This window comes from Streptomyces caniscabiei (genome assembly GCF_014930365.1).
GTDB classification, from domain to species: Bacteria; Actinomycetota; Actinomycetes; order Streptomycetales; family Streptomycetaceae; genus Streptomyces; species Streptomyces caniscabiei.
Map to the genome: position 1 here is coordinate 405,086 of NZ_JABXWI010000010.1, position 24,730 is coordinate 429,815.

The following is a 24,730-nucleotide window of genomic DNA, read 5'->3' on the forward strand; positions in this document are numbered from 1 at the left end:
GAGGTGTATCCATCCGCCCGGGCCTATTCACCCCTTCGTGCAGGCGCTCGGAGTGAACCGAGGGAGCGGAAGGGGGCGCGTTCGCCGCGAGATCTGTTCCGCTGATCTTCACGTGCCTACCGTCGGAACACAGGTACGACGGGGGAGGTCAGGACATGGCGGTACGGGGCCGTCGGGCAACCGACGACGGCCGCCGGGCGGCGCGGGACGAAGTCCTGGTGCGGGTCGGCGATCTGGCGGGACGACCACGTGGCACGGGCTTCGTCGCCGACCACCACGGCACGGTCGTCACCAGCCACGAGGCGGTGGACGGGCTGGCCCGCATCGTGGTGCGCGCCACCGGCGACCAGGTCTGCGTGGTGACGTCCGACGAGGTCACCCCGCTGCCCGCCCTCGATCTCGCGCTCATCCGCACCCAGGGGCTGTGCGTGGACCCGCTGCCCTTCGCCCTGCGGGAGGAGGTCGCGACGGGCGCGTACGTCCGTATCGCTGCCGGCGGCTGGCGTGAGGCACGGGTGCTGGGCACGGCGGACGTCACGTACACCGCGACCGACGGCTTCCATCTGCTGCGCGGCGCCCTGGAGTTGGCGATCGGCACCGCCGGCAGCGAGGCGCTGAGGCTGGGCGGCGGCGCGGCCGGGGGACCCGTGCTCGACATGACCACGGGCGCCGTCGTGGGCGTCCTCGGCACGGCCCTGGAGGCACAGCACCGGGCGACCGGCTTCGCCGTGCCCCTGCGCGGATGGCGCGTCGAGCGGCCGCTGGCCGAGCTGCTCGCACGCAACGCGGCGACCGTACCGGCGTACGGGACGGATCTGAACCTGGCGGGGGTGCTGGAGCTCACGGCCACGACGGTCGGCTCGGACGGGCCGGGGCCGGGGGCGGGTGCGGGGGCAGTGGCGGCGGCCGGTGCCGAGCCCGTCGAACGAGTCGATGTCGTCCGGGAGTTCACTGCCTTCTCCGAGGGCCCCGCCACCGTTCTCGGCCTCGTCGGCCCGCCCGGCAGCGGCCGTACGACGGAACTGGCCGCCCTCGCCGCCCGCCGGGGCAGGGGTCCGGCCCCCGCCCCGACTCTCTGGCTCCGGGGCGCCGACCTCCTCTCCGCCGACACCTCCGTGGCCGACGCGGCCTGCCGCGCGCTGGAACGGGCGGGACGCATCGTGGCGGCGTCGGACGTGCCGGAGTGGGCGGCGGAGGAGTGGGGGTACGGGGCGGGGGCGGGTGGAGCCGGGGGCGGCGTCGGCGCTGCCGCGGGCGAAGCCTCTGCTGCGTCGAACTCGTGCAGGAACGGGGCCGCTTCGCCGGACTCGCAGGAGGCCGGTGAGGGGGGAGGGGGCGACCGGGCAGCCGGACGCGCCGCAGGTTCCGCCGGCGCGAGCTGGGCCGCCGGGGCGGTCGGGTCGCCGGGGTCTGTCGGGTCCACGACCGGGGCCGGAGCTGGAGCCGGGGCGGCGGGCGGGGGCGTCGCGTCGGGTGGGTGGGCCGCGTCGGACTTCTCGGCCGCCTTCGCCGCTTCCGCAGGCGCTTGCGGCGACGACTCCTCGGGCGATGCCCAGGCGCAGGGCCATTCGGCGGCCGGGGTCGGGCGGCCGTGGCTGCCCGGTCGCTATCAGGGAGAGTTGGGCGACATCCGGCCGGAGCGGCTCGCGCGGCTCGCGGAGGAGGCGGGGCGGCCACTGCTGTTGCTGCTCGACGGGCCCGAGGAGATGCCGCCGACGCTCGCGCACCGGCTGGCCGAGTGGACCGCGGGGACGGCCGAGTGGTTGCGGGCGCACGGGGCGCGACTCGTGGTGGCCTGCCGTGCCGAGTACTGGGAGCGGGCCGGGGCGCACTTTCCTGCGGAGCTGCTGTACGGGGAGGCTCCCGGCGCGGAGGGGCAGTTGCTGCCGGCGTGTGTGCGCCTGGGCGACCTGACGGAGAGCGAGGCCCGGCGGGCTCGCCTGCGGTACGGGATCCCGGAGGACGCGCTCACCGCCGCGGACGCCCGCCACCCCCTCACCCTGCGCCTCCTGTCCGAGATCCGAGCGGCCCTGCCGTCCCCCTCGAACGGCCGCCCCGGCGAGGATGGCGCCCCCGCCGGCCCACCCGACGAGCAAGCGGCAGGGACCGCTCGGTCAAGCCGACCCGAGACAGAGCCGGAGAACCGGGCGCCGGGTGGCCCCGGGGCCGGGAATCAGCGTCGTAGCGAACGGAAGACGGAAGGCCCGGGTTGGCGCGGTCCGGGACCGGAATGCGGGGCCTCGGGCGATCGTGGTGGACAGGAGGAGCCGGGCTGGGGTGATCGGGGGCCGGAGGGGCAGGGCTGGTGCGGTCCGGGGCCGGAGGGCGGGGTCTCGGGCGATCGCGGGGGTTGGGAGGAGCAGAGGCGGCACGGCTCGGGACCTGAGCGTCCGGGTCGGGACGGCTGGACGCCGCAGGCGGAGTGGCCGGACGGTTGGGGGCGGCCGGAGCAGCAGGGCCAGGGGCAGGGGCAGGGGCAGGGCCAGGGGCAGGGCCAGGGGCAGGGGCACGGGCAGGGGCTGTACGGCCCGGTAGTACCGGGCTGGGAGGACGCCCAGGGCCCGGGTGGCGAGCCCGGCTATCACTGGCTCCGTACCGCGCACGCGGGCGCCGGGGGCCCTTCGGCCGGGCACACCGCCACGGCCGACCCCACGGCGGGCGGTGCCTCCGCTCCGTTCGCTCCGTACGTTCCCGGGGGACCCGGCGCCGGTAGCCACCCGTCCGGTCGGACGGCGCCGCCCACCGGGCCCGAGCCGTACTCCACCGACCCGGCCGGACCCTTTTTCCGCTCCTGCACCCCCGGCACGACCCCACCACCCACCGGCCCGACCTGGCACCCTTCCGGCCCCACCCCACCCCCTACTCCCTCCCCCCGCCCCGGCAGGGACGAGGTACTGGCCGCCTATCTGGATCTCATGTGTCTGCGCGTCGCCGTGCGGCTCGCCGCTGTGAACGGGGTGCGAGGGGCCGGCGTGCGGCGGCTGGCGGCGCAGGTGGCCGGGCAGGTGCACGAGGCGGCCCGGCGCTGTCTCGGCCCCGGGCAGGGAGAGCTGGACCGGGCGGCGTTCGAGGCCGTGTTCCCGTGGGGACCCGTGCCGGGGCGGCGGCTCGGCGGCACCACCGGCTGGGCCTCGGCTGTACTCACCGAGGGCCTGCTCGTCCCGGCCGGCGACGGCTACCGCTTCGCCCACGAGGAACTCGCCGACTGGATCCAGGGCGCGCACCTGGACCTCGACGCAGCCCTGCACGCCCTCGTGCACCGCGGCTGGGTCGCCCAGGCCGAGTCACGGCGCGGCTGGGGCACCATGCCCTCGGAGGCCCGCGTCCGCAGGCAGGCCCGCCGCGCCACCCGCAACCTCCCCGTGCCCCGCCACCGCATCGGCCCCGTCGTCCACGCCCTGCTCCTCCTCGGCCGGCAGCAGGGCCCCACCGAACTCGCCGGACGCCTGGAGGAGTTGCTCGACGCGCTGGACGCCCTGCTGCCCCCGGGCGCCCCCGCCCCGGACGACCCCACCTGGTGGGCCACCCGCCTCCTGGCCGAGGTCCTGCTCCAGGTGCCCGACGCGACGCCGTACACCAGGGTGCTGCGGTTCCTCACCGAGCGGATCGGCGCCTGGCGTGCGCAGGGCCGGGGTGTGCCGCCCGAGTTCGGCCCGGACTTCTGGGCCGCGCTGCCCCTGCCCGAGGCGGAACGGTTCGACCTGCTGCGACGCCTGGTCGTCGCCGACCCGGCCACCGACGAGGGACCCCGCTATCTGGACGCGGTCTCCCGGCTGCTGGCGGCCGCCCCCGTCGCCGTACAACCGCTGCTCACCCGCTGGTTCCTGGACGACACCCCGCTGGTCGCGACCCCGGACGCCACCGTGGCGACGGCCGCGCAGGCCCTGCTGCACACCCATCGCCGGTGCGCCCTGGACGACCTGACCGAGGCGCTCGTCGACAGCGCGCACCGCCGCGGCGACGAACTCCTCGCGGTGCTGTCCGAGGAGGAACCCTCGGCGGTGTGCCGGGCCGTCGACAGGTGGGCGCACGACGAGCGTCCGGCCCGGCGCGTCGCGGGGCTCGCGTACGGGCTGCGGACCGCTCCGCACGTACGCACGGAGGCCGACCGCGAGCTCCTGCGCTACGCGGCGTTCGCCCTGTTGGGCCGCCCCTCCGACGTCACCCTGCACAGCGGCGCCCTCGCCCTGCTCGTACGGGATCCGCTGACCAGGTCGCGGTATCTGCCGCAGGCGCTGGAACGGTTCGCGGCCGGTGACCCGCAGTTGCCCGCGAGCGCCGTCGTCACGGCTCTCGCCACCCACCCCGATCCGGTCCTGGACGCCTTCCGGGCGCGGCTGCGCTCGCCGGGCGCGGAAGGCGCGGAGGGTGCCGAATGCTCGGACGGGGAGGCCCTGCGTACGCTCGCCGAGGTCACCACCCCCGGCCTCGCGCGCCGCGTCACCGCCCTCGTACGGGAGGTCGTCGCCCTGCGCCCCGAGGTGGCCGGGCACGTCGCCGTGTACGTCGACCGCCGACTGGAACATGGCCCAGGCACCCGCGTCGTACTGTTCCCGCTGGTCAGCGGCCTGATCGTCGACGGCCCCGTCCAGGTGCGCGCGGCCCTCGCGGCGGTCTTCGCCGAGCCCGGCACCCCCGTCTCCGGTCCGCTGCGGCGCGAACTGCTCGACCTGCTGATGGCGACCGAGCGGGACCCGTCCGTCCTCGACGCGCTGCTGCGAGCGGTCGTCGCGGGCACGGCGGGCACGGCGGGTAGGGCGGATGGGGCGGGGAGGGCGGACGGGGCGGGCACGGCGCGTACGGCGGGTTCGAGCGAGGGCGCGGGCACGGCCGTCCGGGTGCTTGTCCACCGCATCGGTCTGCTGCTCGTCCGTACGCCCGAAGGGGCCACCCGGTTCGACTGGGCGCTCGTCGACCTGGCCCGCCACGTGCCCGGTTTCGCGGAGCTGGTGGCCGACTGGCTCACCGGTACGCCCCAGGAGTGGGCAGCGGTGGTCGGTCCCAGCACCCGCCGGATGATCGAGAACCTGGCGGGGGTGCCGGGTGTGCGGGTGCCCGCGTGAGGAGGGAGGCGCGTACCGGTCGCGGCCCGGGATCCGTGCTCCGGGTCACAGCCCGGATGCCGATGCGGGCGGAGAGCATCGGGCATGGCACCCTTAGACCTGCGCAAGGTAAGGCGTCAATACGGACACGGGTTCGACGAGGAGCGGTCACAGTGCAGCGCTGGCGTGGCTTGGAGGACATCCCCGAGGACTGGGGGCGCAGCGTCGTCACCATCGGTTCCTACGACGGGGTGCACCGCGGGCACCAGCTGATCCTCAGCCACGCCGTGGAACGCGCGCGTGAGCTGGGCGTTCCCACCGTCGCCGTCACGTTCGACCCGCACCCCAGCGAGGTCGTGCGCCCCGGCACGCACCCCCCGCTGCTCGCCCCGCACCACCGCCGCGCCGAACTGATGGCCGAGCTGGGTGTGGACGCCGTCCTGATCCTGCCCTTCACGACGGAGTTCTCGCGGCTCTCCCCGGCCGACTTCGTCGTCAAGGTGCTGGTGGACAAGCTGCACGCCAAGGCCGTCGTCGAGGGCCCCAACTTCCGCTTCGGGCACAAGGCCGCCGGGGACGTGGCGTTCCTGGCCGAGCAGGGCAAGACGTACGACTTCGAGGTCGAGGTCGTCGACCTGTTCGTCACCGGCGAGGCGGGCGGCGGTCAGCCGTTCTCCTCGACCCTGACCCGGCGGCTGGTAGGCGAGGGCGATGTCGAGGGTGCGCGCGAGATCCTCGGCCGCCCCCACCGCGTCGAGGGCGTCGTCGTGCGCGGCGCCCAACGCGGCCGCGAACTGGGCTTCCCGACGGCCAACGTCGAGACCCTCCCGCACACCGCGATCCCCGCCGACGGCGTCTACGCCGGCTGGCTGCACGTCGAGGGCGAGGCCATGCCCGCCGCGATCTCCGTCGGCACGAACCCGCAGTTCGACGGCACCGAGCGCACGGTCGAGGCGTACGCCATCGACCGCGTCGGCCTCGACCTCTACGGCCTCCATGTCGCCGTCGACTTCCTCGCCTTCGTGCGCGGCCAGGCGAAGTTCGACTCGCTGGACGCGCTCCTCGTGGCGATGGCCGAGGACGTGAAGAGGTGCCGCGAGCTGATCGGCGCGTACGACGGTGGCGACGAGGGGTAGCAGCCCCGGTAGCTCTGCCGGACCGAGGCCCGTGTCCGTTCACGATCCGTGAACGGACACGGGCCTCGGTCGTACCGTCGGCTGCCGTGCGGGCTACTGCTGCGGCGGACCCTGCTGCGGCGGGTACGGCTGCCCGGGTGCGGGCTGGCCGGGCTGACCGGGGTGGCCGTAGGGCTGCGGGGCCTGGCCGGGGGTCGGCTGCCCCGGGTAGGGCTGACCGGGGTACGGCTGCTGCCCCTGCTGCGGATGTTGCGGATTCTGCTGTTGCGGATAGTGCGGCTGGTACGGCTGCTGACCGGGTACCTGCTGTCCGGGAGTTTGCTGACCCGGCATCGGCGGGGCGACGACCGGCGGCGGGTTGCCGTCCGAGGTCCACAGGCCGTGCGACTGCTGATGACGGGCGATGTCCTCGGCGACCATCGCGGCGAGCGTGAAGTACGCCTCCCGCACCTTCGGCCGCATCATGTCGAGGTCCAACTCGGCGCCCGCGGAGAGGTGTTCGTCGAACGGCACGACGACGACACCCCGGCAGCGCGTCTCGAAGTGGGAGACGATGTCGTCCACCTTGATCATCTTGCCGGTCTCACGCACCCCCGAGATGACCGTGAGGGAACGGGCCACCAGGTCCTGGTAGCCGTGCGCGGAGAGCCAGTCCAGCGTCGTACTGGCGCTGCTCGCGCCGTCCACGGACGGGGTCGAGATGATGATCAGCTGATCGGCGAGGTCGAGCACGCCGCGCATCGCGCTGTAGAGCAGACCGGTGCCCGAGTCGGTGAGGATGATCGGGTACTGCTTGCCGAGAATGTCGATCGCGCGCCGGTAGTCCTCGTCGTTGAACGTCGTGGAGACGGCGGGATCCACGTCGTTGGCGATGATCTCCAGTCCGGAGGCCGCCTGCGAGGTGAACCGCCGGATGTCCATGTACGAGTTGAGGTACGGGATCGCCTGGACGAGGTCGCGGATGGTCGCCCCGGTCTCGCGCCGCACACGACGGCCGAGCGTGCCGGCGTCCGGGTTGGCGTCGATCGCGAGGATCTTGTCCTGCCGCTCGGTGGCGAGGGTCGAGCCGAGGGCCGTGGTGGTCGTCGTCTTGCCGACGCCGCCCTTGAGGCTGATGACCGCGATGCGGTAGCAGGACAGCACCGGCGTCCTGATCAGCTCCAGTTTCCGCTGCCGCTCGGCCTCCTCCTTCTTGCCGCCCAGCTTGAACAGCCCGCCGCCCGAGGCCGGACGGCTGCTCTTCGCCTTCTGCTTCTTGCTGTTCAGCAGCCGGTCGGACGACAACTCCACGGCGGCCGTGTAACCGAGCGGTGCCACACCCGGGTTGGTCGGCTGCCGCTGATCGTGCTGCACGGCCTGAGGCCAGGCGGCACCGGTGCGGGGGTCGACGGGGGCGGAGGGATGAGGCTGCCCAACGGGCTGGCCGGGCTGGCCGGGCTGGCCGGCGTGACCGGTGTACTCCGGGTGACCGGGGTGTTCCGGCTGGCCGGAGTGGGCGGGCTGCCCAGGGCCTCCGGGCTGCCCGGGGAAGGGGGCGTGGGGCTGACCGGGGTGTGCAGGCTGCCCCGGCTGACCGGGTTGTCCCGGCTGGGCCGGGGGCTGGGGGAACCCGTAACCGCCTTGCGGGGCGGGGGAGTTGGGTTGCCCGGGCGGGGTCGGTGCCGGAGCGCCCGGGACTCCTGTGGGCGGGAACCCGTAGCCGGGCTGGGGGGCCGGGGGGTGCTGGGGGCCGGGCTGGGGCGCCCCTTGAGGAAAGCCGTAGCCCTGCTGCTGAGGCACGGGGGCGCCGGGAGCCCCCTGCTGCTCCGCCTGTCCCGGTTGTCCCGCCTGTCCCGGGTGGCCGGGCTGGGCCGGGGGCTGGGGGAAGCCGTAGCCGCTCTGCTGGGGGATGGGTGCCTGCGGGGGGACGGGTGCGCCGGCGGGCGGGAAGCCGTAACCGGGGGTGGGCTGCGGGGGCTGCGGCGCGGTGGGCTGGGGGGCGACAGGCTGGGCCGGGTGGCCGGGCTGTGCGGGGGGTTGGGGGAAGCCGTAGCCGCTCTGCTGGGGGATGGGTGCCTGCGGGGGGACGGGTGCGCCCGCGGGCGGGAAGCCGTAACCGGCCGGGGAGGGGAGGCCGGAGTCCTGTGGGGGCGCTACCGGTTGCCCCTGCGGAGGCGTCGGGCCCGGGGTGACCGGGGCGGCCGAGGCGTGGGGTGCGTCGGGAGAGGCGGGCATGTTGGGAGCTGGGGGTGCCGTGGGTGCCGGTGGCGCAGCGGAGAAACTGGGGGCGCCCGTGGCGTCGGGGGTGCCCGTTGTGACGGGCTCGCTCGGAGCGCTGTCGGTGCCGGGAGTTCCGGGTGTTCCCGGGGCGTCGGGTGCGTGGGCGGCGGCGGGCACCTCCGGCGCACCGGCCACGCCAGGGGCGGCGGGCTCGCCGGGCGCAGAAACGGCAGCCGCGGGGGGCGGCCCGACGGGGGCGCCGGGCGCGGCGTCGATCGGTGTGCCCCAAGCCGCAGGGGCACCCTGAGCCGCAGGGGCACCCGGCGGAACCTGCGGGTGGGCCGGCTGCTGCGGAGGTACAGGCGGTTGTCCCCCCTGTGCGGGCGCGGCCTGCTGTTCCGGCGTCCAGGGAACCCCCTGCGCCGCGTCGGCCGCCGGCACGGACGGCGGCCACTGCGCCGCCGGCGCGGGCGCGACAGGCGCCGCGAGCTGGAACTCGGGCGGCAACGGCGGGATCGCAGTGTGCGGCACCGGTGGGGGAGTCCAGGCGGAGGCCCCTTGAGGCGCGCCACCGGGGGCGTCCGGAGCGGGCGGGGTGTCCTGGGGCGCACCGGTCTGAGGCGCGGGCTGAGGCGTACCCGGCTCAGGCACTGCGGCGGCCTCGGCCGAGGGGGCGGCCGCATTGCTGTGGACGTCGTCGGTCGTCGCGCTCTGGGGAGAAGCGTCCTGCGCTGCGGCGTTCTGAGGTGCGTCATCACCCTGGGGCGCGGCGCCCTGCGGGGTGGCGCCCTGGGAAGCGGGGCCAGGCTCGGCGGCTTCCTGCGGGACGGAGTCCTGCTGCGACGCGGCGTCCTGAGGGATCGCTCCCGTCGGCTCGGTCCCCACGGAAGCGGAGCCCGGGATGCTGTCGACGACTGACGGTTCGGCCCCAGCGGCTTCGGCCCCGGGTCCGGGTTCGCCGGACGCAGCCACGGCAGCCGTACCGTCCGCAGCGGCAGCACCGCCACCGTCGCCGTCCTGAGCAGCGCCGCCCTGCGCACCCTGCCCCGCCTCGGCGGCAGAAGCATCCGCAGACTGCACGGGGGCACCCGCACCAGCACCAGCACTCGCACCCGCAGACTCGGCCGAGCCACCCTCGACCGCACCTGCGCCCGAGATCTCCCGCTTCAACGCGGCGGCGGAGATCCGCATGGTCGCGCCACTCTCGATGTCCCCGCCCTCCGCACCGGCCTCGGGCGCGGCAGCCACCGGCGGCCAGGGCGGGGCCGGATGCGCACCACCCGGAACGCCCCCGGCGGCCGGCGGGGCCCCGGGTTCCGTACCCGCCCCGGTATGGGGATCCGTACCCGTACCCGGTCCTGAAGCCGGCCCTCCCGACGGCGAGGCGTTCTGCGTGTACCAGGCGGGCGGCGCGTAGTCGATGGTGAACTCGCCCGTCGCCTCGACGGCGGACTCCGCGTCGGACTGGTCATCGCCGGGTGTGGCCCAGCCCCCGCGGATCCCGTCCCGATCGCTGTTCACAATTCCTCCTGGTGTGGTCGAGCGCCCTCAAAGCGTGCCGGGGCCGACCGTTCTGGTCGTTCGAGCCGTGTCGTCGTGACGTCGTGATGCGCGCCCCCGGTCCCAGCCTAATCACCACGAGCGCGACGACGGCAGGCCCGTCCACCCCTCCGCGCCCGCCCGCTCCGTCACACCCTGCCCTGAGATGGCGCCACATCCCCAACGAGTGCGCACGAAAGGGGCATTGAAGGTGAACGGCGCGAAAGGGGAGGGAGACCAAACCGACAACAGTCCGTCCCCGTACCGTTGCCGGGGCCGTCAGTCCATTCGGCGAGGCGTGCCCAGCAGGCCCGTCTCGGCGTCGGTCGGCTGGGTCATCACATACTGCCGGTCGCGGTCGGCGCACCAGAGGGTGACACCGTCGGCGAGCGTCGGCAGCGCCTCGACGTCCGTCCGGGGAAGAGCCATGGTGCGCCCCAGTTCCGCCGCCTCGTCGGGCGAGACCCGCTGCACACCGACGAGCCGGGCCTGCCGGATGAGCCGTGGGGCGACGGGGGAGAGGTACGGCAGCAGGGTCAGCACGGCCTGCCAGGGACCGGCGACGACCCGGCCGCGCGGCGGACGCATACCGCAGTCGCGCACGACGAGCACGGGACCGCCGGCCGACGCACCCTGCGGCGGAACCCGCCCGACGTCGTACACGGCCAGGCCGTTCTGTCCGCCGCCCATGGCGTGCACCAGCTGCATCCAGGCCTGCGCCCTGCCGGTCTCCACGGCGACCCGTGCCCCCGTGGCCGCCGCGCGCAGCGCGAGCACCTGGGCGGTCCACAGTCCGCCGATCAGGACGACGTCGTAGGGAGTGGGCCGGTTGATCCCGAGGACGGCGGGCCGGTTCTCGGAATCGACGCCGATGACGACGCCGTCGTCCCCGACGGGCAGCGCGAGCGAGTCGAACTGCTCGACCGACAGGGCGTGCCGTCCGTGCCGGGGACCGATCAGCCCGAACCCGGCACGCAGCCGTTCGCGCACCCGCTCACCCGCGGAGGGTGCAGGGGAAGCGGGCCCAGGGGCACCCGAACCGGGGGCCGCCGAGCCGGAGTCGGGTGCGTACGGGCCCGTACCGCTCGTGCTCAACAGCGGACATCTCCGATCGTGCTCATCAGCGGGCACCTCCGAGGGGCAGTGTGGCGAGGACCCCCGGCAGCTGTTCACGGTCGAGCCGTGCGAGCCCGGCTCCGGCCTGTCGTGCGGCCTGCTCCAACGCCCGCCGGGCGGCGACGAGTTCGTCGTCGCTGCGTCCCGTCACCCGTACGTGTCCGGTGACCGCCATCTCCTGCCGCACTCCGCGCGCCAGGGTCAGACTGAAGGTGGTGGCGAGCGCCGGCAGCGCCGTCAACTGCCCCACGAGCTGCGGCAGCGATGGCCCTCGACCACCCAACTGCGGCCATCGGCGCACCCAGTACGTCGTGTGCCGGCGGTTGTCGCACCGCCAGTTGCGACTGGACTCCTCGGTGCGCCGCTGCGGGGTCTCCGTCCGCCCCGCCTCGGCCGTCACCAGAGGGTTGGCGCAGGCGGAGGTGGCGACGGCGGAGATCAGTTCCTGCTCGTCGAGCACGGTCGTGCGGAACCCGGCACCGGTCAGCCGACTGGCCAGATGGTCCGCGACCCGCACCACACACTTCTGTGCCCCCGCCAGGCCGCCTCCGCGCGCCGCCACGGCCTCCGGGCAGAGTTCGGGGTCGAGCTTCAGCGCGATCCAGGTGATCCGTATCGCCGGCGTACCCGTCCGGGCTTGCAGCGGCGCGTAGTTGCTGACGGCCACCGACTGCTGGGGCAGGTGGATCGCGGGGGCCGGCTGGGTGTGCAGCACGATCTGCGCCCCCTCCAACCGGATCCCGTCCACCTCCAGCGCGTCCCGTACCAGGCCCAGCGGCAACGGCTGGCGGCTCCGATCGGCGCGCAGCGCCGTCGCGTCCGCCTCCACCTGCAACACCGCGCTGACGAACGTCCCGTCCCCGATGATCCCGACGCTCCGCCGGTCCCGTCCGCCGTACGCGTAGGTCCGCAACGTGGGGTCGCACTCCACCGCGGGCGCGAGTCCCGGTTCGGTCCCGGGTGGTATCACCGCGGCCGCCGCCCTGCGCTGCCGCGCCTTCAACCCCCGTACGGTGGCCAGCCACACGGGCAGAGAGCGTCCCCGGCGGCGTACCACGGCGAGCAGCACGAGCAGGACGGCGACCACGGCCGCGGGCACGAGAGCGATCGGGTGCACGGCCCAGCCGACGAGCAACACGGCGGCCGCAGCCTCGATGAGGAACATCTGCCGCAACCGGAGTGCCCCGAAGTGCCCGGAACCGGACTTGAGATGCGGCGCGAACGCACCGGGCGCCGGCGTCGTCACCGAGGACGAGGACGGAGGCTGAGGCGAGGAGAGCGGAGAAGGCGCGGACGCGGACGGGTGGGAGGACACGGACGGGTGGGCGGACACGGACGGGTGGGCGGACGGCGAAGGCGAGAGCACGGACGGCGACGGGGAGGAGCCGGTGGCAGCGGCACGCGCATCGGCCGCTGGTGCACGCGATCGTGATCGCGCCCGGCTTGCGGAAGCCATTGCTGCAAACCCCCCGTAGTCACCTGAAACGACCCACTCGACAGCGGCCTCGATGTGGAAGGCACCCTACCCGCCCCACGCGCGCGACGGCCCAACGGGCATAGTAGGGGCCGGTCTGACAGCGGAGGGCGGGGGCGACGGCCCCCGGGCGCGGTACGGGGAGACACAGGCACTCATGGCATCACGGCGGGATGAGCTCAACGCCTACACGTTCGCGAAGCGACGCACTCTCGCGGCCTTTCTCCAGCCGTCGCCGTGGGGTTCGGAGGAGGGCGCCCCCAGACCGCTGCGGGCGGTCGTGCCCAGTCTGATCGCCGGTGCCCTCGTGCTGGGAGTGTTCGGCGCCTGGGGCATGTTCCAGCCGGCCGCGCCCAAGGACTGGAACACCCCGGGCACCCGGGTCATCGTGGGCAAGCAGTCCACGACGCGCTATGTCGTCCTCAAGACGGACGGGACCACCCGCCTCCACCCGGTCCTCAACCTGGCCTCCGCCCGGCTGCTGATGAACGGCGCCGACTACCAGGTCGTCCAGATCAGTGACAAGATCCTCGACTCGGGCAAGCCGCCCCGCGGCCCGATCCTCGGCATCCCCTACGCGCCGGACCGGCTGCCGACCCCCGACGAGGCGGGCACGGCCAAGCGTTGGGCGGTCTGCGAGCAGCCCGGCGGCAAGGGCACCACGGTTCAGGAGGCGATGTTCGTTCTCGCCGACCGGGATGTGCGCAGGACGGACGGTTCCGAACGTCTCTCCGGCGGCGAGGTGCTGTACGTCAGGACCCGCGCAGGGGAGCGCTATCTGGTGGACGCCTCCGGGAAGGCGTATCCCGTCGCGGGCGAGGCGACGGACGTGGAGAACCAGAAGCTGACGGAGACGCTCGTCGGCTCCAAGCAGCCCCAGCTCGTCACCAAGGAGTGGATCGGGACCCTGCACCGGGGCGACCCGATCTCGTTCCCCCGGCTCCCGGCCGGAGTCGGTTCTCCCGCCCGGGTGCCGGGGCAGCTCTCCGACGAGGAGAACAGGGTCGGCATGATCCTGGTGACGGAGACGGGCGAGGGCGAGAAGTACTACGTCGTGCTGCCGGGTGAGGTGAAGCCCGTCAGCGCGTTCACGGCCTGGCTGCTCATCAACTCGCCGCAGTCCGCCGTCCTCGACATGAACGGCGAGGCGTCCAAGGTGGGCCTCCAGGACTTCACCGCCGACGGAACCCCCTTCGCCGGTCAGCCGTCGGACTGGCCGACCCGGCGCGCCTCCATGGTCAACTCGGCTTCCGCGAACTCGGGTCGCGACACCGTGTGCAACGTCCTGAGCGGCGTCGACGACGACAACGGCACCACGCTCCGGACCTGGGCGGGCACCGAGTACCCCGCCGAGATCGCCGCGGGCGGCACGAGCACGTACGTCACCCCGGGTACGGGGCTGCTCTACACCCAGATCCAGGGCACCGACAGCGACTCGGGATCGCTCTTCCTGGTGACGGACACCGGGCTCAGGTACGCAGTCCAGGCGAACGGCGACAGCGACAGCGAGCGGTCCGGTGTCGGTGCGGACGGCAAGAAGGGGACGTCGGACGGGACACCGGAGCCGAGCGAGGCCCAGGTGAAGCTCGGCTATGAGAACGTCCGGCCGGCGAAGGTCCCCCTGGTCTGGTCGGAGTTTTTGGCCAAGGGCCCCCGCCTGGACACCAACAGCGCACGCCAGCCGCAGGGTTCGTGAACGCGAGCGCCTGCGCAGCACCCCCGCACCACCCCCGTAGCGGCTCCACAGCACACAAGGACGGGAGCGACGTACAGGTGTCGCCGAAGAAGATCACTCTGCTGGCCGTGGCCGCAATACTGACGGTGCTGAGCACCGCCGCGCCCGGGGCCGGAGCGGAGGCGACCGGCCCTGAGACGCGAGGCACGTCCGACGCGGGCGTGCGGTCGAGCCGTACGTCCGACGCGGGCATGCGGCTCGACGGCAGCGGTGCGTGCACGTTCCCGGCCAAGCAGATCAAGGGCACGCCCTGGGCGCTGCAACGCGTGCTCCTCGACGAACTCTGGCAGGGCACCGACAAGGGCAAGGGCATCCGGGTGGCGGTCATCGACACCGGGGTCGACGACCGGAACCCACAGTTGAAGGGGGCTGTCGACAAGGCGGCCGGCCGTGACTTCCTCGCCGAGGGCAAGGGCGCCGACCCCACGAACGACCGGGAGGGACACGGGACGAAGGTCGCGGGCATCATCGCGGCGCGGCCGCACGACGGCACGGGCTTCGTGGGTCTGGCCCCGAACGCCACGATCATCCCGATCCGCCAGAACGACGCCGAGAACAGCGGTGACTCGGACTCCATGGCGGAGGCGATCACCTACGCCGTCTCCCGGGGCGCCGACGTCATCAACATCTCCCAGGACACGACCAAGCCCCTGTCCGGCACGTCCAGGCTCGCGCAGGCCGTTCGCGCCGCCATCGAGCAGGACGTCGTCGTGGTCGCCTCCGCGGGCAACGACGGCCTCGACGGCACCTACAAGAACACCTACCCGGCCGCCTTCCCCGGCGTCCTCGCGGTGGCGTCCTCCGACCGCAACAACGAGCGCGCGTCCTTCTCCCAGGCGGGCGCGTTCGTCGGCGTGGCGGCCCCGGGCGTCGACATCGTGTCCACGGTCCCGGGCGGCGGCCAGTGCACGGACAACGGCACCAGTTTCTCCGCGCCGTTCGTCGCCGGGGTCGCCGCGCTCCTCAAGGAGAAGCACCGGGACTGGTCGACCGCCCAGATCGTGACCCGGATCGAGCAGACGGCCGAACGCTCCGTCAACGGCCACGACAACTTCGTCGGCTGGGGAGTCGTCGACCCGGTCCGCGCCGTCCAGCAGTCGGACGTGGCCGACCCACCCTCGTCCCCGACGCCGGACCCCGGTATGTCCAGGGCCCCGGCCCCCGACACCGCCCGCTTCTCGCTCGCCGAGACCTCCCAGGAACGCGACGAGCGCTACGCCACCTACGCCCTCGGCCTCGCCGGGGCAGTGGTCACGGTCATCGCCGGCACGGCGGTCGTCCTGCGCGATCTGCGCCGCAGGCGTCGCGGAGGGAACGTATGAGGCCGGGGGCCCTGGGCGACGCGTCTCAGTGTGGCGCCGCGTCTCAGTGTGGCGCGTCGGCGCCTTGCTGATCGAGCCCGCCGTCGTGCGGCGCCGGCTCCAGGTCGAACTCCCCGTCCCGCGCCCCGAGCACGAAGGCCCGCCATTCGCCCTCGGTGTACCGCAGCACGGTGGCAGGGTCGAGCGACGACCTCATGGCCACGGCGCCCTCGGGCAGATAAGCGATCTCCACGCGCTCCTCGTGCTCCTCGGTACCCGGTGCGCTGTGCCACTCCACCCCCGAGATGTCGAGCGCGTACAGCTCGTCCTTCTCGCGCTCTTTGCGTTCCTTGAGTGCCTTCTCGGCATCCTTGTCCAGCCCATCGGCCATGACGGCGAGGCCCCTTCCCGACGTACGAACGAGCTACGGACTCACAGTACTTGCGCGGTGCCACACCCGTGACCGACAAACGGAACTGCGCCGTGTCACAGCCCGCGATCCACATGTCACTCCGTGTCGGCGACCTGAGTCTCCCGTACGGCTCCGGTCCCGTGAACGGCTCGTCCCTCCTGCCGCCCGTGAACTGCCCCATTACGCCTTTGCAGTTGGAAGCGTCATGTCAGGTGACTAGAGTGGCTCGCGGTATCACGTGGGTGGTACCGCACGGGGGCGGTGTTGCACTGTGGCCGCGCGTCGCGCGGTGATCGCGGTGAATCTTGCCCGCCTTGGCCATCTGGGCCACATCAAGAGGAGGGTGGAACCTGTGAGTGGGGCTGCGGACCAGAAACGCGAGAACGACCAACTCATCGCGCTGGCCAACAAGATCCAGAACTTCCACGTCGAGGTGAGCCGTCGTGTGACGTCGCTCAACACCGTGGTGGACATGATCCAGGGCGGCTGGCAGGGCGCGGCGAGCCAGGAGTACGACAGGGTGCAGCGAGAGGTGAACGTTCACCTCAAAAAGCTCCAGGACAACCTCGTCGACCTGGAAGACGTCATGCGCATGGCCGTCAACGGGTTCGACGAGCACGAGCAGGAGCGCATCGCGGAGATCCGGAAGGTGGACAACTCCTCGGAGTCCCAGGCCCAGGCCGACGCGGGCATGAGGGGCCAGACGTACACCACCGACCGCATCACCAGCCTCGCCTGAGTCCCGGAGGAGACCCACGATGAGCACCAGCTACGACCGCACAGCGATCAACTACGCCACAGTCACCCAGGCCGCGAGCGACGTCCGCAAGACCGCCACGGACCTCACGCAGGAGCTCGAAGCCCTCATGCAGGAGGTCAAGCGCGTCGCCGAGACCTGGGAGGGGGAGGCGAAGACGGCGTACGGGGACATCCAGCGCAAGAACACCACCGAGATGCAGGCGATGACCGAGAAACTCAACTTCATCGCCACCCTCCTGGACAGGTCCGTCGTCGGCTACCAGGGCACCGACCTGGACGGCGCGAAGCGCATCCGCATGCTGATGGGCTGACATACGACTGAGGGACGGGGGAGACAGCGGCATTCGCTGCCTCCCCCGTGTTGCTGGCCGCACGTACGCTGCGGTGGCCTGCCTGTAGGAACTTGGGGAATTCATGACGTTCGAGCAAGACTGGGCCGAGCTGCGCGCGGCGGCGGCCGAGCGGACTGCCATGCAGATCAACAGCGTTCCTGCCGAAGGCGGCGGAGGTGGTGGCGGGAAAGACCTGGAGGTCAATCGGGACGACCTCGGCGCTATCGGCAATGACGCGTATGACCTGTTGGGTCGGCTGGCGAAGGAGGGCGACATCGCCCGCCCCACCACGTTCGACGCGGCGATAGCGCTGACCAACGGGAACTTCGTGAGCGGTTCGGCCGTGCTGAAGGTGCATGACTACTGGCAGACCCACCTGAGGACCCTGCTGGACGCCTGCGCTCAGATTTCGAATCACCTCGATTACAGCAAGGCCCAGCACGCCAAGGACGAGGTGAAGATCGTGGGAGATCTGACCCGGGTATCCGCGCTCACGGAATACATGAAATAGGGCTCGGGGGAGCGCACACTTTGCTGAAGTACGAGGACATCATCGACGCCCCGGTGGCGAAGCTGAAGGCCGCCGTCGACGACTGGTCGGAGATGGCGAAGAAGCTGGACACCCTCGCCACGGACGCCAACGACGGGATGAAGGCAAAGGCGGACAAAGCCTCTTGGGCGGGCGTCAACGCCGGGGTCACCAAGGCGTTCATCGGTAAGGCGGCCAAGGAGTTCGCGGACGCCGCGGCCGAGGCCAAGGGCGTGAAACAGATCCTGGAAGAGGGTCACGCGGCCATCAAGAAGGCCAAGGACGACCTGCTCAACATCCGGGACCACGAGGGGCCCGCGGCCGGCATCCGGGTGGACGGCAAGGGCAAGGTCACGGCGAAAAACCCGCTGTCCGACGTCCCCGGGGCGCTGCGCGACCCCGACTACAAAGAGCCCCTGCAGCAGGAGGCGCGGAACATCGAGTCGTGGCAGAAGAGGATCGACCTGATCGTCGACAACTGCAACGACACCGACGTCGCCCTCAAAAACGCCCTTCAGGCCAATGTCACCGACCGCAAGGACTTCAGCGCTCCGACGTACACGAAGCTGGACCAGGAGGAAGCCGCCCGCGCCGCCGCTCTGGCGGGCAAGGGCAAGGACCTCACACACTCCGAACTTCAGCAGCTCAACGAACTACTGAAGGACAACAGTAAGTCGCTGGAATTCTCCAAGGGCTTCTACGAGAAGCTCGGCCCCGAGAAGTCGCTGGCGTTCTTCGGCCAGCTCTCCGCGGACACGTACGAGTTGGGCAAGGTCGACTCGCAGCGCCTCAAGGACGTCCAGCAGCTCCAGGAGAACCTCGGCCTCAACCTGGCCACCGCCTCTCACGACAAGGAATTCACCGACAAGTGGGGTCCGGAGCTCCGCAAGTTGGGTACCGAGCGCATTCCGCTGTTCAAGCACGACTACGGCGGTTCGTTCGGATACCAGCTGCTCGGCGGGATCATGCGGTACGGGAACTACGACGCGAAGTTCCTCAACCCGATCGCCGAACACGTGGCGCAGCTGCACGCGAAGGACCCGGACATGTTCGCCGAGAGCAAGACGGTGAACAGTCCGTTCAAGAACCCGTACAACCCCTCCGGCGTGAACGGGGCCGGCTATGACCCGGCCACCGCCATGCTGGAAGCGCTCGGCAACAGTCCGGACGCGGCGAAAAAGTTCTTCACCGACCCGCCGACCGCGTACAACGAGGACGGCACGGTCGACCGCGGTGCCACGGCCGACCTCGGGAAGGACAAGGACGGCCAGGCGATCGACAACTACTTCGACTTCTTCGGCAACGAGAAGTGGGAGTCCTTCCCCGACGTCAACTCGGTCGACGAGCACGAGGCAGCCCTAAACCAGATGCCTGACGCTCTTGGCCACGCCTTGGAGGCAGCGACCCTCGGCTACCCGGCCGGACACCCGGACGCCGGCGTGGTGCGGGACGCGGACAACGCCGCGGTCATGCAGAAGGTCATGGAGAAGTACGGTGCGGACCCCGGCCTGCTGAAGGAGCACCACGAGGCGTTGGCCGACAGCCTGGGCGTCATGGGCGGGGGCTACATCGACGACATCAACTGGGCGTTGGACAAGAACCACCCGGAGAGTGTGTTCGCGCCGGGCAAGAACCCGGAAGGCCACATCGATTTCGCGGACACCGGCGACGGGAACGGGCGGAGCATCGTCCGCGGTTTCCTCAGCACCCTGGGTCAGCACCCGGACGCCTATGCGACGGTCTCGGCCGCGGAGCAGGTCTATACCCGCAGTGCGCTGGAAGGGACAGTGGGCCCTGACGGAAAGATCAACGAGGGCGCTGCCAGGGCGACCGTGCGTACGGGCGCCGAGGTGCAGGGGATGCTCGACCAGTCCCGGGCGGACCAGGTGGAGGCGACGAATCTCAAGACCCACGAGGACTACGAGAAGGCGGTGGCCAAGCGGGCGGGCTGGGTCCAGTTCGGGGCTGCGGCGGGCATCGCGGCGGGCGTCGCCTTTCTTCCCGCGACCGCGGCCGTGGGCACGGCCGCAGTGCTCATCCCGCTGGCGACGGATACCGCCGCCGGCGCTGCGTCACAGGTTGTCGGTCAGATGGTTGGCGACATGTCCGAGAAATCTGTGGATGAGCACAAGGAGAAGATGGAGGACCTCACCGACACGGAGAAGAAGGCGATCTACTCCGCCGGTGAGAGCATGGCCGAGGCCCCGATGGAGGACTTCCTGGTCCATCACGGTATAGACCCCGGCAAGGAGGTGTTCGCGCAGGACCTGTACGAATCGATGGTGATCGGCTATGGGGTCGGCAACGATCGGGAGAACCAGCAGGGCAACGCCCCGGAGACGGGCTGAGGCCAGTGGACGGCCTAGGACACGTAAGGATTACGGACAGTGATCAGTCGTAGGTCAGTACGCGGGACGCTCCTCTCCGCAGCCGTGGCCGGCTCGTTGTTTGTCGGTGCCACGGGTTGTGGAGGGGACGGGGATGAGGACGGGGTTCCGGACGACTACAAGGTCGTAGCGGGGACGCAACTCTGCGGTGGCGATGCCATATCTGCCGACGCGGCCAAGGCGCTGAAGGTGATTACGGGGTCGTCGCGGTTCGAGGCGTCGGCAGAGAGGTACACCATCGGGCAGGCTGCGACGGACCTCGTCGAGGCGTTCGCTCCCACCACGACCGAGGATGCCTGTCGTGTCTACACGCCCCGCGACATGCCGGATTTTGAGCTCAGAATCACCTGGAGGCTTGACGACAGCGCCCCCACGGACGACCCGGCGGCCTCGAAGTTCACCGTGCTGAAGATGGGGGAGGAAACCCTGGCAGCAGTGGACCAGGCATACATCTACTTCGCGTGCCAGAGCGACAAGCTCTTCTCTCCGACGGCGGCGACTCACATTGTCATCGGCGTGGAGCACCGGGATCCGTTTCATGAACCCGAGGGTGACACCAAGGCGTTGAAGGACGCCTACGCGACCGTGGCCCACTCCGTCTCGCTGGCCATGGCCAAGGAACTGCGCTGCAAGAACAACGGCGGGCTCCCCACGAAGCCCGTGCTGGATCCCGCGTAGTCCCTGGCGTACGCGGAAACGACCGTGATCAGATGGCACTTGCTGCCCGGCTGTATTCCAGGGCGTTCTGCCGCACTGCCAGCGGACGGCCTCGCGTGGCACGAGGCCGTCCGCCACACCTGCGATGGTCATTCACTGGTGCTCCGGGCCTCAGAACCGGAATGCCGAGCCGATGTGCATGCCTTCGGAACGGATCTGCACCTAGTCAACGCCGTTCTGCGTGAGTGCGTAGGCGATCTCGGCCGCCATCTGGTTCGTGACTACGCAGATCGCGATCTGCTCGTTCGCTCAGTTGAAAGCAGAGTTGGCCCAAGGCCTGCCACAAGAGCTACACCCTGCAAGGGGTGGGCAAGCCTGGCCAGATCCCGGGGAGGAGAGCCGTCGAACGTGCTGGGAGGGCGGTCCGCAGCTGGGTGAGGGAGCCCCGGCCAACGGGTGGAAGGACCGCGGCGCGCTCGAAGCGTGGATCCTCTTCGTGGACGAGTCCGGCTTCTCGATGACGCCGCTGACGACCTGTACCTGGCCAGGCGTGGCCACACCCCGCCATTCGCATCGGACGATACGGGTGATGCTCAGGGCAGACGAGTTCAGGAAGACGGACCTGGTCCGGGTGATTGTCCGTAGGGCGACTCTGAGACTCCCTGGGGCGGACCGTACGTTCCGTAATTCTGGTGGGGGTACTCGGCCGGTTGTTGCGTGTACTCGGGTGCCACTGCTGGGGCGGCGAGTGCCGATGAGCGTTGGCTACGGGTGCGGATCATGGCGACGGTAATTGCTGTCCCCAGTAGACCTGCGAATCCAATTCCTAGACCGACCCATAGGGCGGTGTTGCCATCGCCCGAGGTAGACGCAGCCGAGTGAGTGTCATCTGCTCTATCCGTTGCCTTGCTGTCGTCAGGTGAACCCCCAGGCTTCGGTGCTTCAGGCGAGGGAGAAGCCGAAGCGACCGCAGCGAGGTCGGGCAGGGGATACTTGTCGGCGGGCCCGGGGTCGCCCGGGCTCTGCAGCGCGACGCGCGGACGGACAATGCCGTAACCGATGGCGTTGTTCCAGGTCCACTTCTTCTCGTTGCCCTTCATCGTGTTGATCAAGACACGCAGGACCTGGTTGCCCGTCCAGGTCGGGTGCTTCGACCAGATGAGGGCGGCGGAGGCGGAAGCAATCGCCGTGGAGCTACTGGTTCCATCGGACATGCAGATCTGCGTACCACCCCCGCAGGCGCTGAGCATGTCTTCTCCAGGAGCGGCGATATCAATCTGTGGCCCCGACTGGGAGAAAGAGCTTCGTTCGATCTTTTCATTGATCGATGCCACAGCGACCACTCCGGGTATCGCTGCCGGGTAACCGGGTAGATTGGCCCTGTCGCCTTCGTTTCCGGCCGCAGCGAAAATCAACTTACCCTTTTGAAGGGCGTATTTGACGGATGAGGCGAGTTCAGGGGTATTGGCGTCTTCTTTGAAACTTCCTCCGGAGATGTTGATGATTTGAGCCTCGGATTTCGCCGCGTATCGAATTGCCGTAGACATTTGCGCGGCATATGCGGATCCGGACTTGATGTTTTCGAAGCTCTCGCCGTTGCTGAGTGCCAAACGGACGGGGAGGATTTTGGCGCCTGGTGCAAGACCATATGAGCCATTCAGGCTTCCTCGCCCACCAGTCGCAGCGATGAGGGCAGCCATGTTGGTGCCGTGGCCGTCAGCATCGGTATGTTCGTCGCCCTTCAGGCCTGAATAGTCCTGGCCGTCCAGTACCTGTCCTTTGAGGTCGGCCAAGGAATTGTCGACGCCGGTGTCGATGACGGCGACCGTGATACCTCGACCGGTGCTGACCTTCCACATTTCTTCGGCATGCATGGCATCGAGGTGCCATTGCCGGGCACGGATCGACTCTGCCTGGGCGGCAGTTGCGGTGATGCCTACCAGCAGTAGGCCAAGAACAGCCGACAGGGCCGATACCGGCCACAGTGTTCGCTTACTGCTGGAGAGCATGTGCCTTCCTGGGGAGTTGTTATGGCCTCAGTCGACAACAGGTGGAAGTGCGTGGCGATTGCCACGCTTCCATGTCTCTTCGTCTTCGATGAGGTAGTCGGGACGTTCGCCCTGTGACTGATTTCGACGGGTCTCTGAGGTGTGGCCCTGTTGGAGAGGTACTCCTTGGCGGCCGACCGTCGTACCGTGCGCCGGATCGGGGGCGTTGGCGGCACGGATCAGACCGGCTCCACCTGGTGTGAATGGGCGAGTGACGGAGCGACCAGTTTGGGCTGGGCGACCGCCGACGACTCCGCCGCCTTCAGAGGCGAGACGTCGACTTCCGACTACGCCGCTCTGCTGGGCATTGGCGTTGCCAACACCTGACATTCCGGGTGTCGCACCGCGTCCCATCGGCGTACCGCCCTGTGTGCCGCCGCCACCGATGACGGTCCCGCGCGGAAGGCCGACGGTACGGCCGGAAGCAGGGGGCACCGGACGGCCCCCCATGATTCCAGTCTCGCGCGGAATACGGGCCCCACTGCTGATAGTAGATCCCTGCCCAGACAGGAGCGGAGGCCGCGTGGTTGAGGGAGCACGCCCGGGAGTGGGCTGCCCCGATCCTCTTCCGCCGCCGTTGAAGGAGTGAGCAGTCGGACTTGGCTGCGTGAGAGGTGGGGCCTCAGGGCGCTGGGGGGGTCCGTTCGTAGGCGGTACGGGAAGGCTGGGCGTTGATGAATCGGGGAGTGTGGACAGGCCGTCGATTCCCATGGAGACAGGCTCAGAGCGATCGACGGGGCCTTGAGTGTGCCTTTGCGGGGCCACTTGGGTGGTGGAATGGAGACCGGTGCCGCTTCCGTGCCCGGTTTGCGTGAAAGCGACTGTGCTGCTGCCGGATGCGCCTCGGGGGCCGACAGCGGATACATACTCGCTCCTGCGCCACCCTTCGGGATCCAGACGCTCTGACGGCGGCACAAACGTAGGCGGCTCCACAGAATTAACCTGCGAAGCCGACTGCTGATAAGTCTGCGCCAGCTTCCGCATCTGCTGGGCCGCCTCGTACCGCGCCGCGTCGATGCGGCCCTGTGCCGCTGTCGCGTCGGACTGGGCGGTCTGGGCCAGTTTCCGGGAGTCGGGGTCGTTGCGGGCGCCCGGCTCCTTCGTCGCCGCGAGGGACTTCTCCGCGGTCCGCAGGTCCGCCTGCGCGGCCGTGGTCTCGGAGGTGTCCGGCATGACCGCCTTCGCCTCCGCGATCGCCTGGGACACGATGCCCATCCACCGGGAAGCCACCTCGGCGTACTCACCCAGATGCAAGGTGGCGCTGGCCGTCTGCCCGCCCCACTCGCGGAAGGTGTCGCCGGCCTCGCCCTGCCACTCCAGGGCCTTGACGTACGTCATCAGGTCGTCGCCGATCTTGGTGATCGTCGAAGCGGCCTTGGAGAGCTTGGCGGCGAGGTCGTAGGCGCTCTCGGAGTTCGCCGAGTTGAGCATGGCCACCAGCTGGGCGTGGGTCATCGACTCGAAGTCGGTGTGCTGGGGCACAGGTTGCTTGCGCGCGGGCTGCTCGCTCATTACAGGCCCTTCTCCTCTTCGGAGATCTCAGCGACCGGCTTGTCCTGGCGTCGCGCATACGGATCCCGGTCCACGTCGTAGTGCTTGTCCACCTCCGCGTTGACCTCCCGCATCCGCGCCTTGATGTCCTCGTCCAGGTTCTCGAAACCCACCCGGGACGCGTGCACGGCCAGTCCCACTCCCTCGATCTGCGCGCTGAGCGCCTTCGAGAGGTTCTCCAACTCGTCGTGGACGATGGCGTACGACTCGTAGAGGAACTGTGCTTCCTTGAAGTCGGCGGACCCCAGCTGGGCACGGGCGAGGCGGTCCTGGCCGACCTTGTCGGGAGAGGCTTCGGACCTGCCCAGCTCGATCAGCAGGTTGTCGACGCGCTTCTTGAAGTCCTTCATGGCGTCGTGCTGGATGTCCAGCGCCATCTGGGGGTTCACGCCGTACAGGCTGTCGAAGGACTTCCCGGTGTCCGGCGCGTCGCCGCCGCCCCCGCCGCCCGCGCCTCCGTTGCCGCCCCCGTCCGAACTCACCTCAGCCACCTCCCCGTTCGCCCCGCTCTCC

Annotated in this window: 16 protein-coding genes and 1 pseudogene; 9 read left to right on the forward strand and 8 right to left on the reverse strand. The window is 70.7% G+C overall.

All coding sequences use genetic code 11. The annotated features are described in order from the left end of the window. The first annotated feature begins 155 nt into the window (after positions 1-155). Positions 156-5,063: a trypsin-like peptidase domain-containing protein gene (locus tag HW837_RS48935; RefSeq protein WP_237270403.1), complete on the forward strand. Its 4,908-nt coding sequence runs from the start codon at positions 156-158 to the stop codon at positions 5,061-5,063. Positions 5,064-5,215: 152 nt separating this feature from the next. Further along, a complete protein-coding gene (locus tag HW837_RS28305; RefSeq protein WP_045561379.1) occupies positions 5,216-6,178 on the forward strand; it encodes a bifunctional riboflavin kinase/FAD synthetase in 963 nt (320 codons plus the stop codon). A gap of 93 nt (positions 6,179-6,271) precedes the next feature. On the opposite strand, the gene HW837_RS48940 is transcribed toward HW837_RS28305, so the two are convergent. The 4 genes and pseudogenes from HW837_RS48940 to eccE form a co-directional block, all read right to left on the reverse strand. After that, positions 6,272-9,349, reverse strand: coding sequence for a nucleotide-binding protein (locus tag HW837_RS48940; protein ID WP_390623621.1), 3,078 nt, complete (start codon positions 9,347-9,349; stop codon positions 6,272-6,274). A gap of 420 nt (positions 9,350-9,769) precedes the next feature. Continuing rightward, a pseudogene (locus HW837_RS50430) lies at positions 9,770-9,898 on the reverse strand (SCO5717 family growth-regulating ATPase); the annotation flags it as partial. A 297-nt stretch (positions 9,899-10,195) separates the two neighbouring features. Beyond that, positions 10,196-10,906 carry a hypothetical protein gene (locus HW837_RS28315; RefSeq protein WP_313895673.1) on the reverse strand — a complete coding sequence of 237 codons (711 nt, stop codon included), beginning with the start codon at positions 10,904-10,906 and terminating at the stop codon, positions 10,196-10,198. Between the two features lie 130 nt (positions 10,907-11,036). After that, positions 11,037-12,278, reverse strand: coding sequence for a type VII secretion protein EccE (gene eccE, locus HW837_RS28320; RefSeq protein ID WP_313895674.1), 1,242 nt, complete (start codon positions 12,276-12,278; stop codon positions 11,037-11,039). Positions 12,279-12,663: 385 nt separating this feature from the next. On the opposite strand from eccE, the gene eccB reads away from it, so the two are divergent. Together eccB and mycP (HW837_RS28330) are read left to right on the forward strand one after the other, a co-directional pair. Then, positions 12,664-14,202 (forward strand): type VII secretion protein EccB, encoded by a 1,539-nt coding sequence (eccB, locus tag HW837_RS28325; protein ID WP_193382129.1) that lies wholly within the window; start codon positions 12,664-12,666, stop codon positions 14,200-14,202. Positions 14,203-14,279: 77 nt separating this feature from the next. Then, positions 14,280-15,563: a type VII secretion-associated serine protease mycosin gene (gene mycP / locus HW837_RS28330; RefSeq protein ID WP_193382130.1), complete on the forward strand. Its 1,284-nt coding sequence runs from the start codon at positions 14,280-14,282 to the stop codon at positions 15,561-15,563. A gap of 43 nt (positions 15,564-15,606) precedes the next feature. Here mycP (HW837_RS28330) and HW837_RS28335 read toward each other — a convergent pair whose 3' ends face one another. Further along, on the reverse strand, positions 15,607-15,933 hold the full coding sequence (locus HW837_RS28335; protein WP_193382131.1) for a DUF397 domain-containing protein: 327 nt from the start codon (positions 15,931-15,933) through the stop codon (positions 15,607-15,609). A 373-nt stretch (positions 15,934-16,306) separates the two neighbouring features. On the opposite strand from HW837_RS28335, the gene HW837_RS28340 reads away from it, so the two are divergent. The 5 genes from HW837_RS28340 to HW837_RS28360 all read left to right on the forward strand — a co-directional run bounded on the left by HW837_RS28340 (position 16,307) and on the right by HW837_RS28360 (position 20,639). Beyond that, positions 16,307-16,693, forward strand: coding sequence for a WXG100 family type VII secretion target (locus tag HW837_RS28340; RefSeq protein WP_086785004.1), 387 nt, complete (start codon positions 16,307-16,309; stop codon positions 16,691-16,693). Positions 16,694-16,712: 19 nt separating this feature from the next. Further along, positions 16,713-17,024 (forward strand): WXG100 family type VII secretion target, encoded by a 312-nt coding sequence (locus tag HW837_RS28345; protein WP_060887157.1) that lies wholly within the window; start codon positions 16,713-16,715, stop codon positions 17,022-17,024. 103 nt (positions 17,025-17,127) lie between these two features. Beyond that, entirely contained in the window at positions 17,128-17,556 is a 429-nt protein-coding gene (locus tag HW837_RS28350) for a hypothetical protein (RefSeq protein ID WP_193382132.1), read from the forward strand. Positions 17,557-17,576: 20 nt separating this feature from the next. Continuing rightward, a complete protein-coding gene (locus HW837_RS28355; RefSeq protein WP_193382133.1) occupies positions 17,577-19,922 on the forward strand; it encodes a hypothetical protein in 2,346 nt (781 codons plus the stop codon). 39 nt (positions 19,923-19,961) lie between these two features. Next, positions 19,962-20,639 (forward strand): hypothetical protein, encoded by a 678-nt coding sequence (locus HW837_RS28360; RefSeq protein WP_177261915.1) that lies wholly within the window; start codon positions 19,962-19,964, stop codon positions 20,637-20,639. A 587-nt stretch (positions 20,640-21,226) separates the two neighbouring features. Here the strand turns inward: HW837_RS28360 and mycP (HW837_RS28365) are convergent. From mycP (HW837_RS28365) to HW837_RS28375, 3 genes are read right to left on the reverse strand one after another with little or no spacing between them, the layout of a single operon-like run. Beyond that, entirely contained in the window at positions 21,227-22,627 is a 1,401-nt protein-coding gene (gene mycP, locus HW837_RS28365; protein ID WP_193382134.1) for a type VII secretion-associated serine protease mycosin, read from the reverse strand. A gap of 27 nt (positions 22,628-22,654) precedes the next feature. Beyond that, on the reverse strand, positions 22,655-24,178 hold the full coding sequence (locus HW837_RS28370; RefSeq protein WP_193382135.1) for a hypothetical protein: 1,524 nt from the start codon (positions 24,176-24,178) through the stop codon (positions 22,655-22,657). Then, complete coding sequence (locus HW837_RS28375) at positions 24,178-24,699, reverse strand: hypothetical protein (protein WP_045561504.1); 522 nt, start codon at positions 24,697-24,699, stop codon at positions 24,178-24,180. Before HW837_RS28375 ends, HW837_RS28370 begins: the two co-directional genes overlap by 1 nt. Positions 24,700-24,730: the final 31 nt, after the last annotated feature.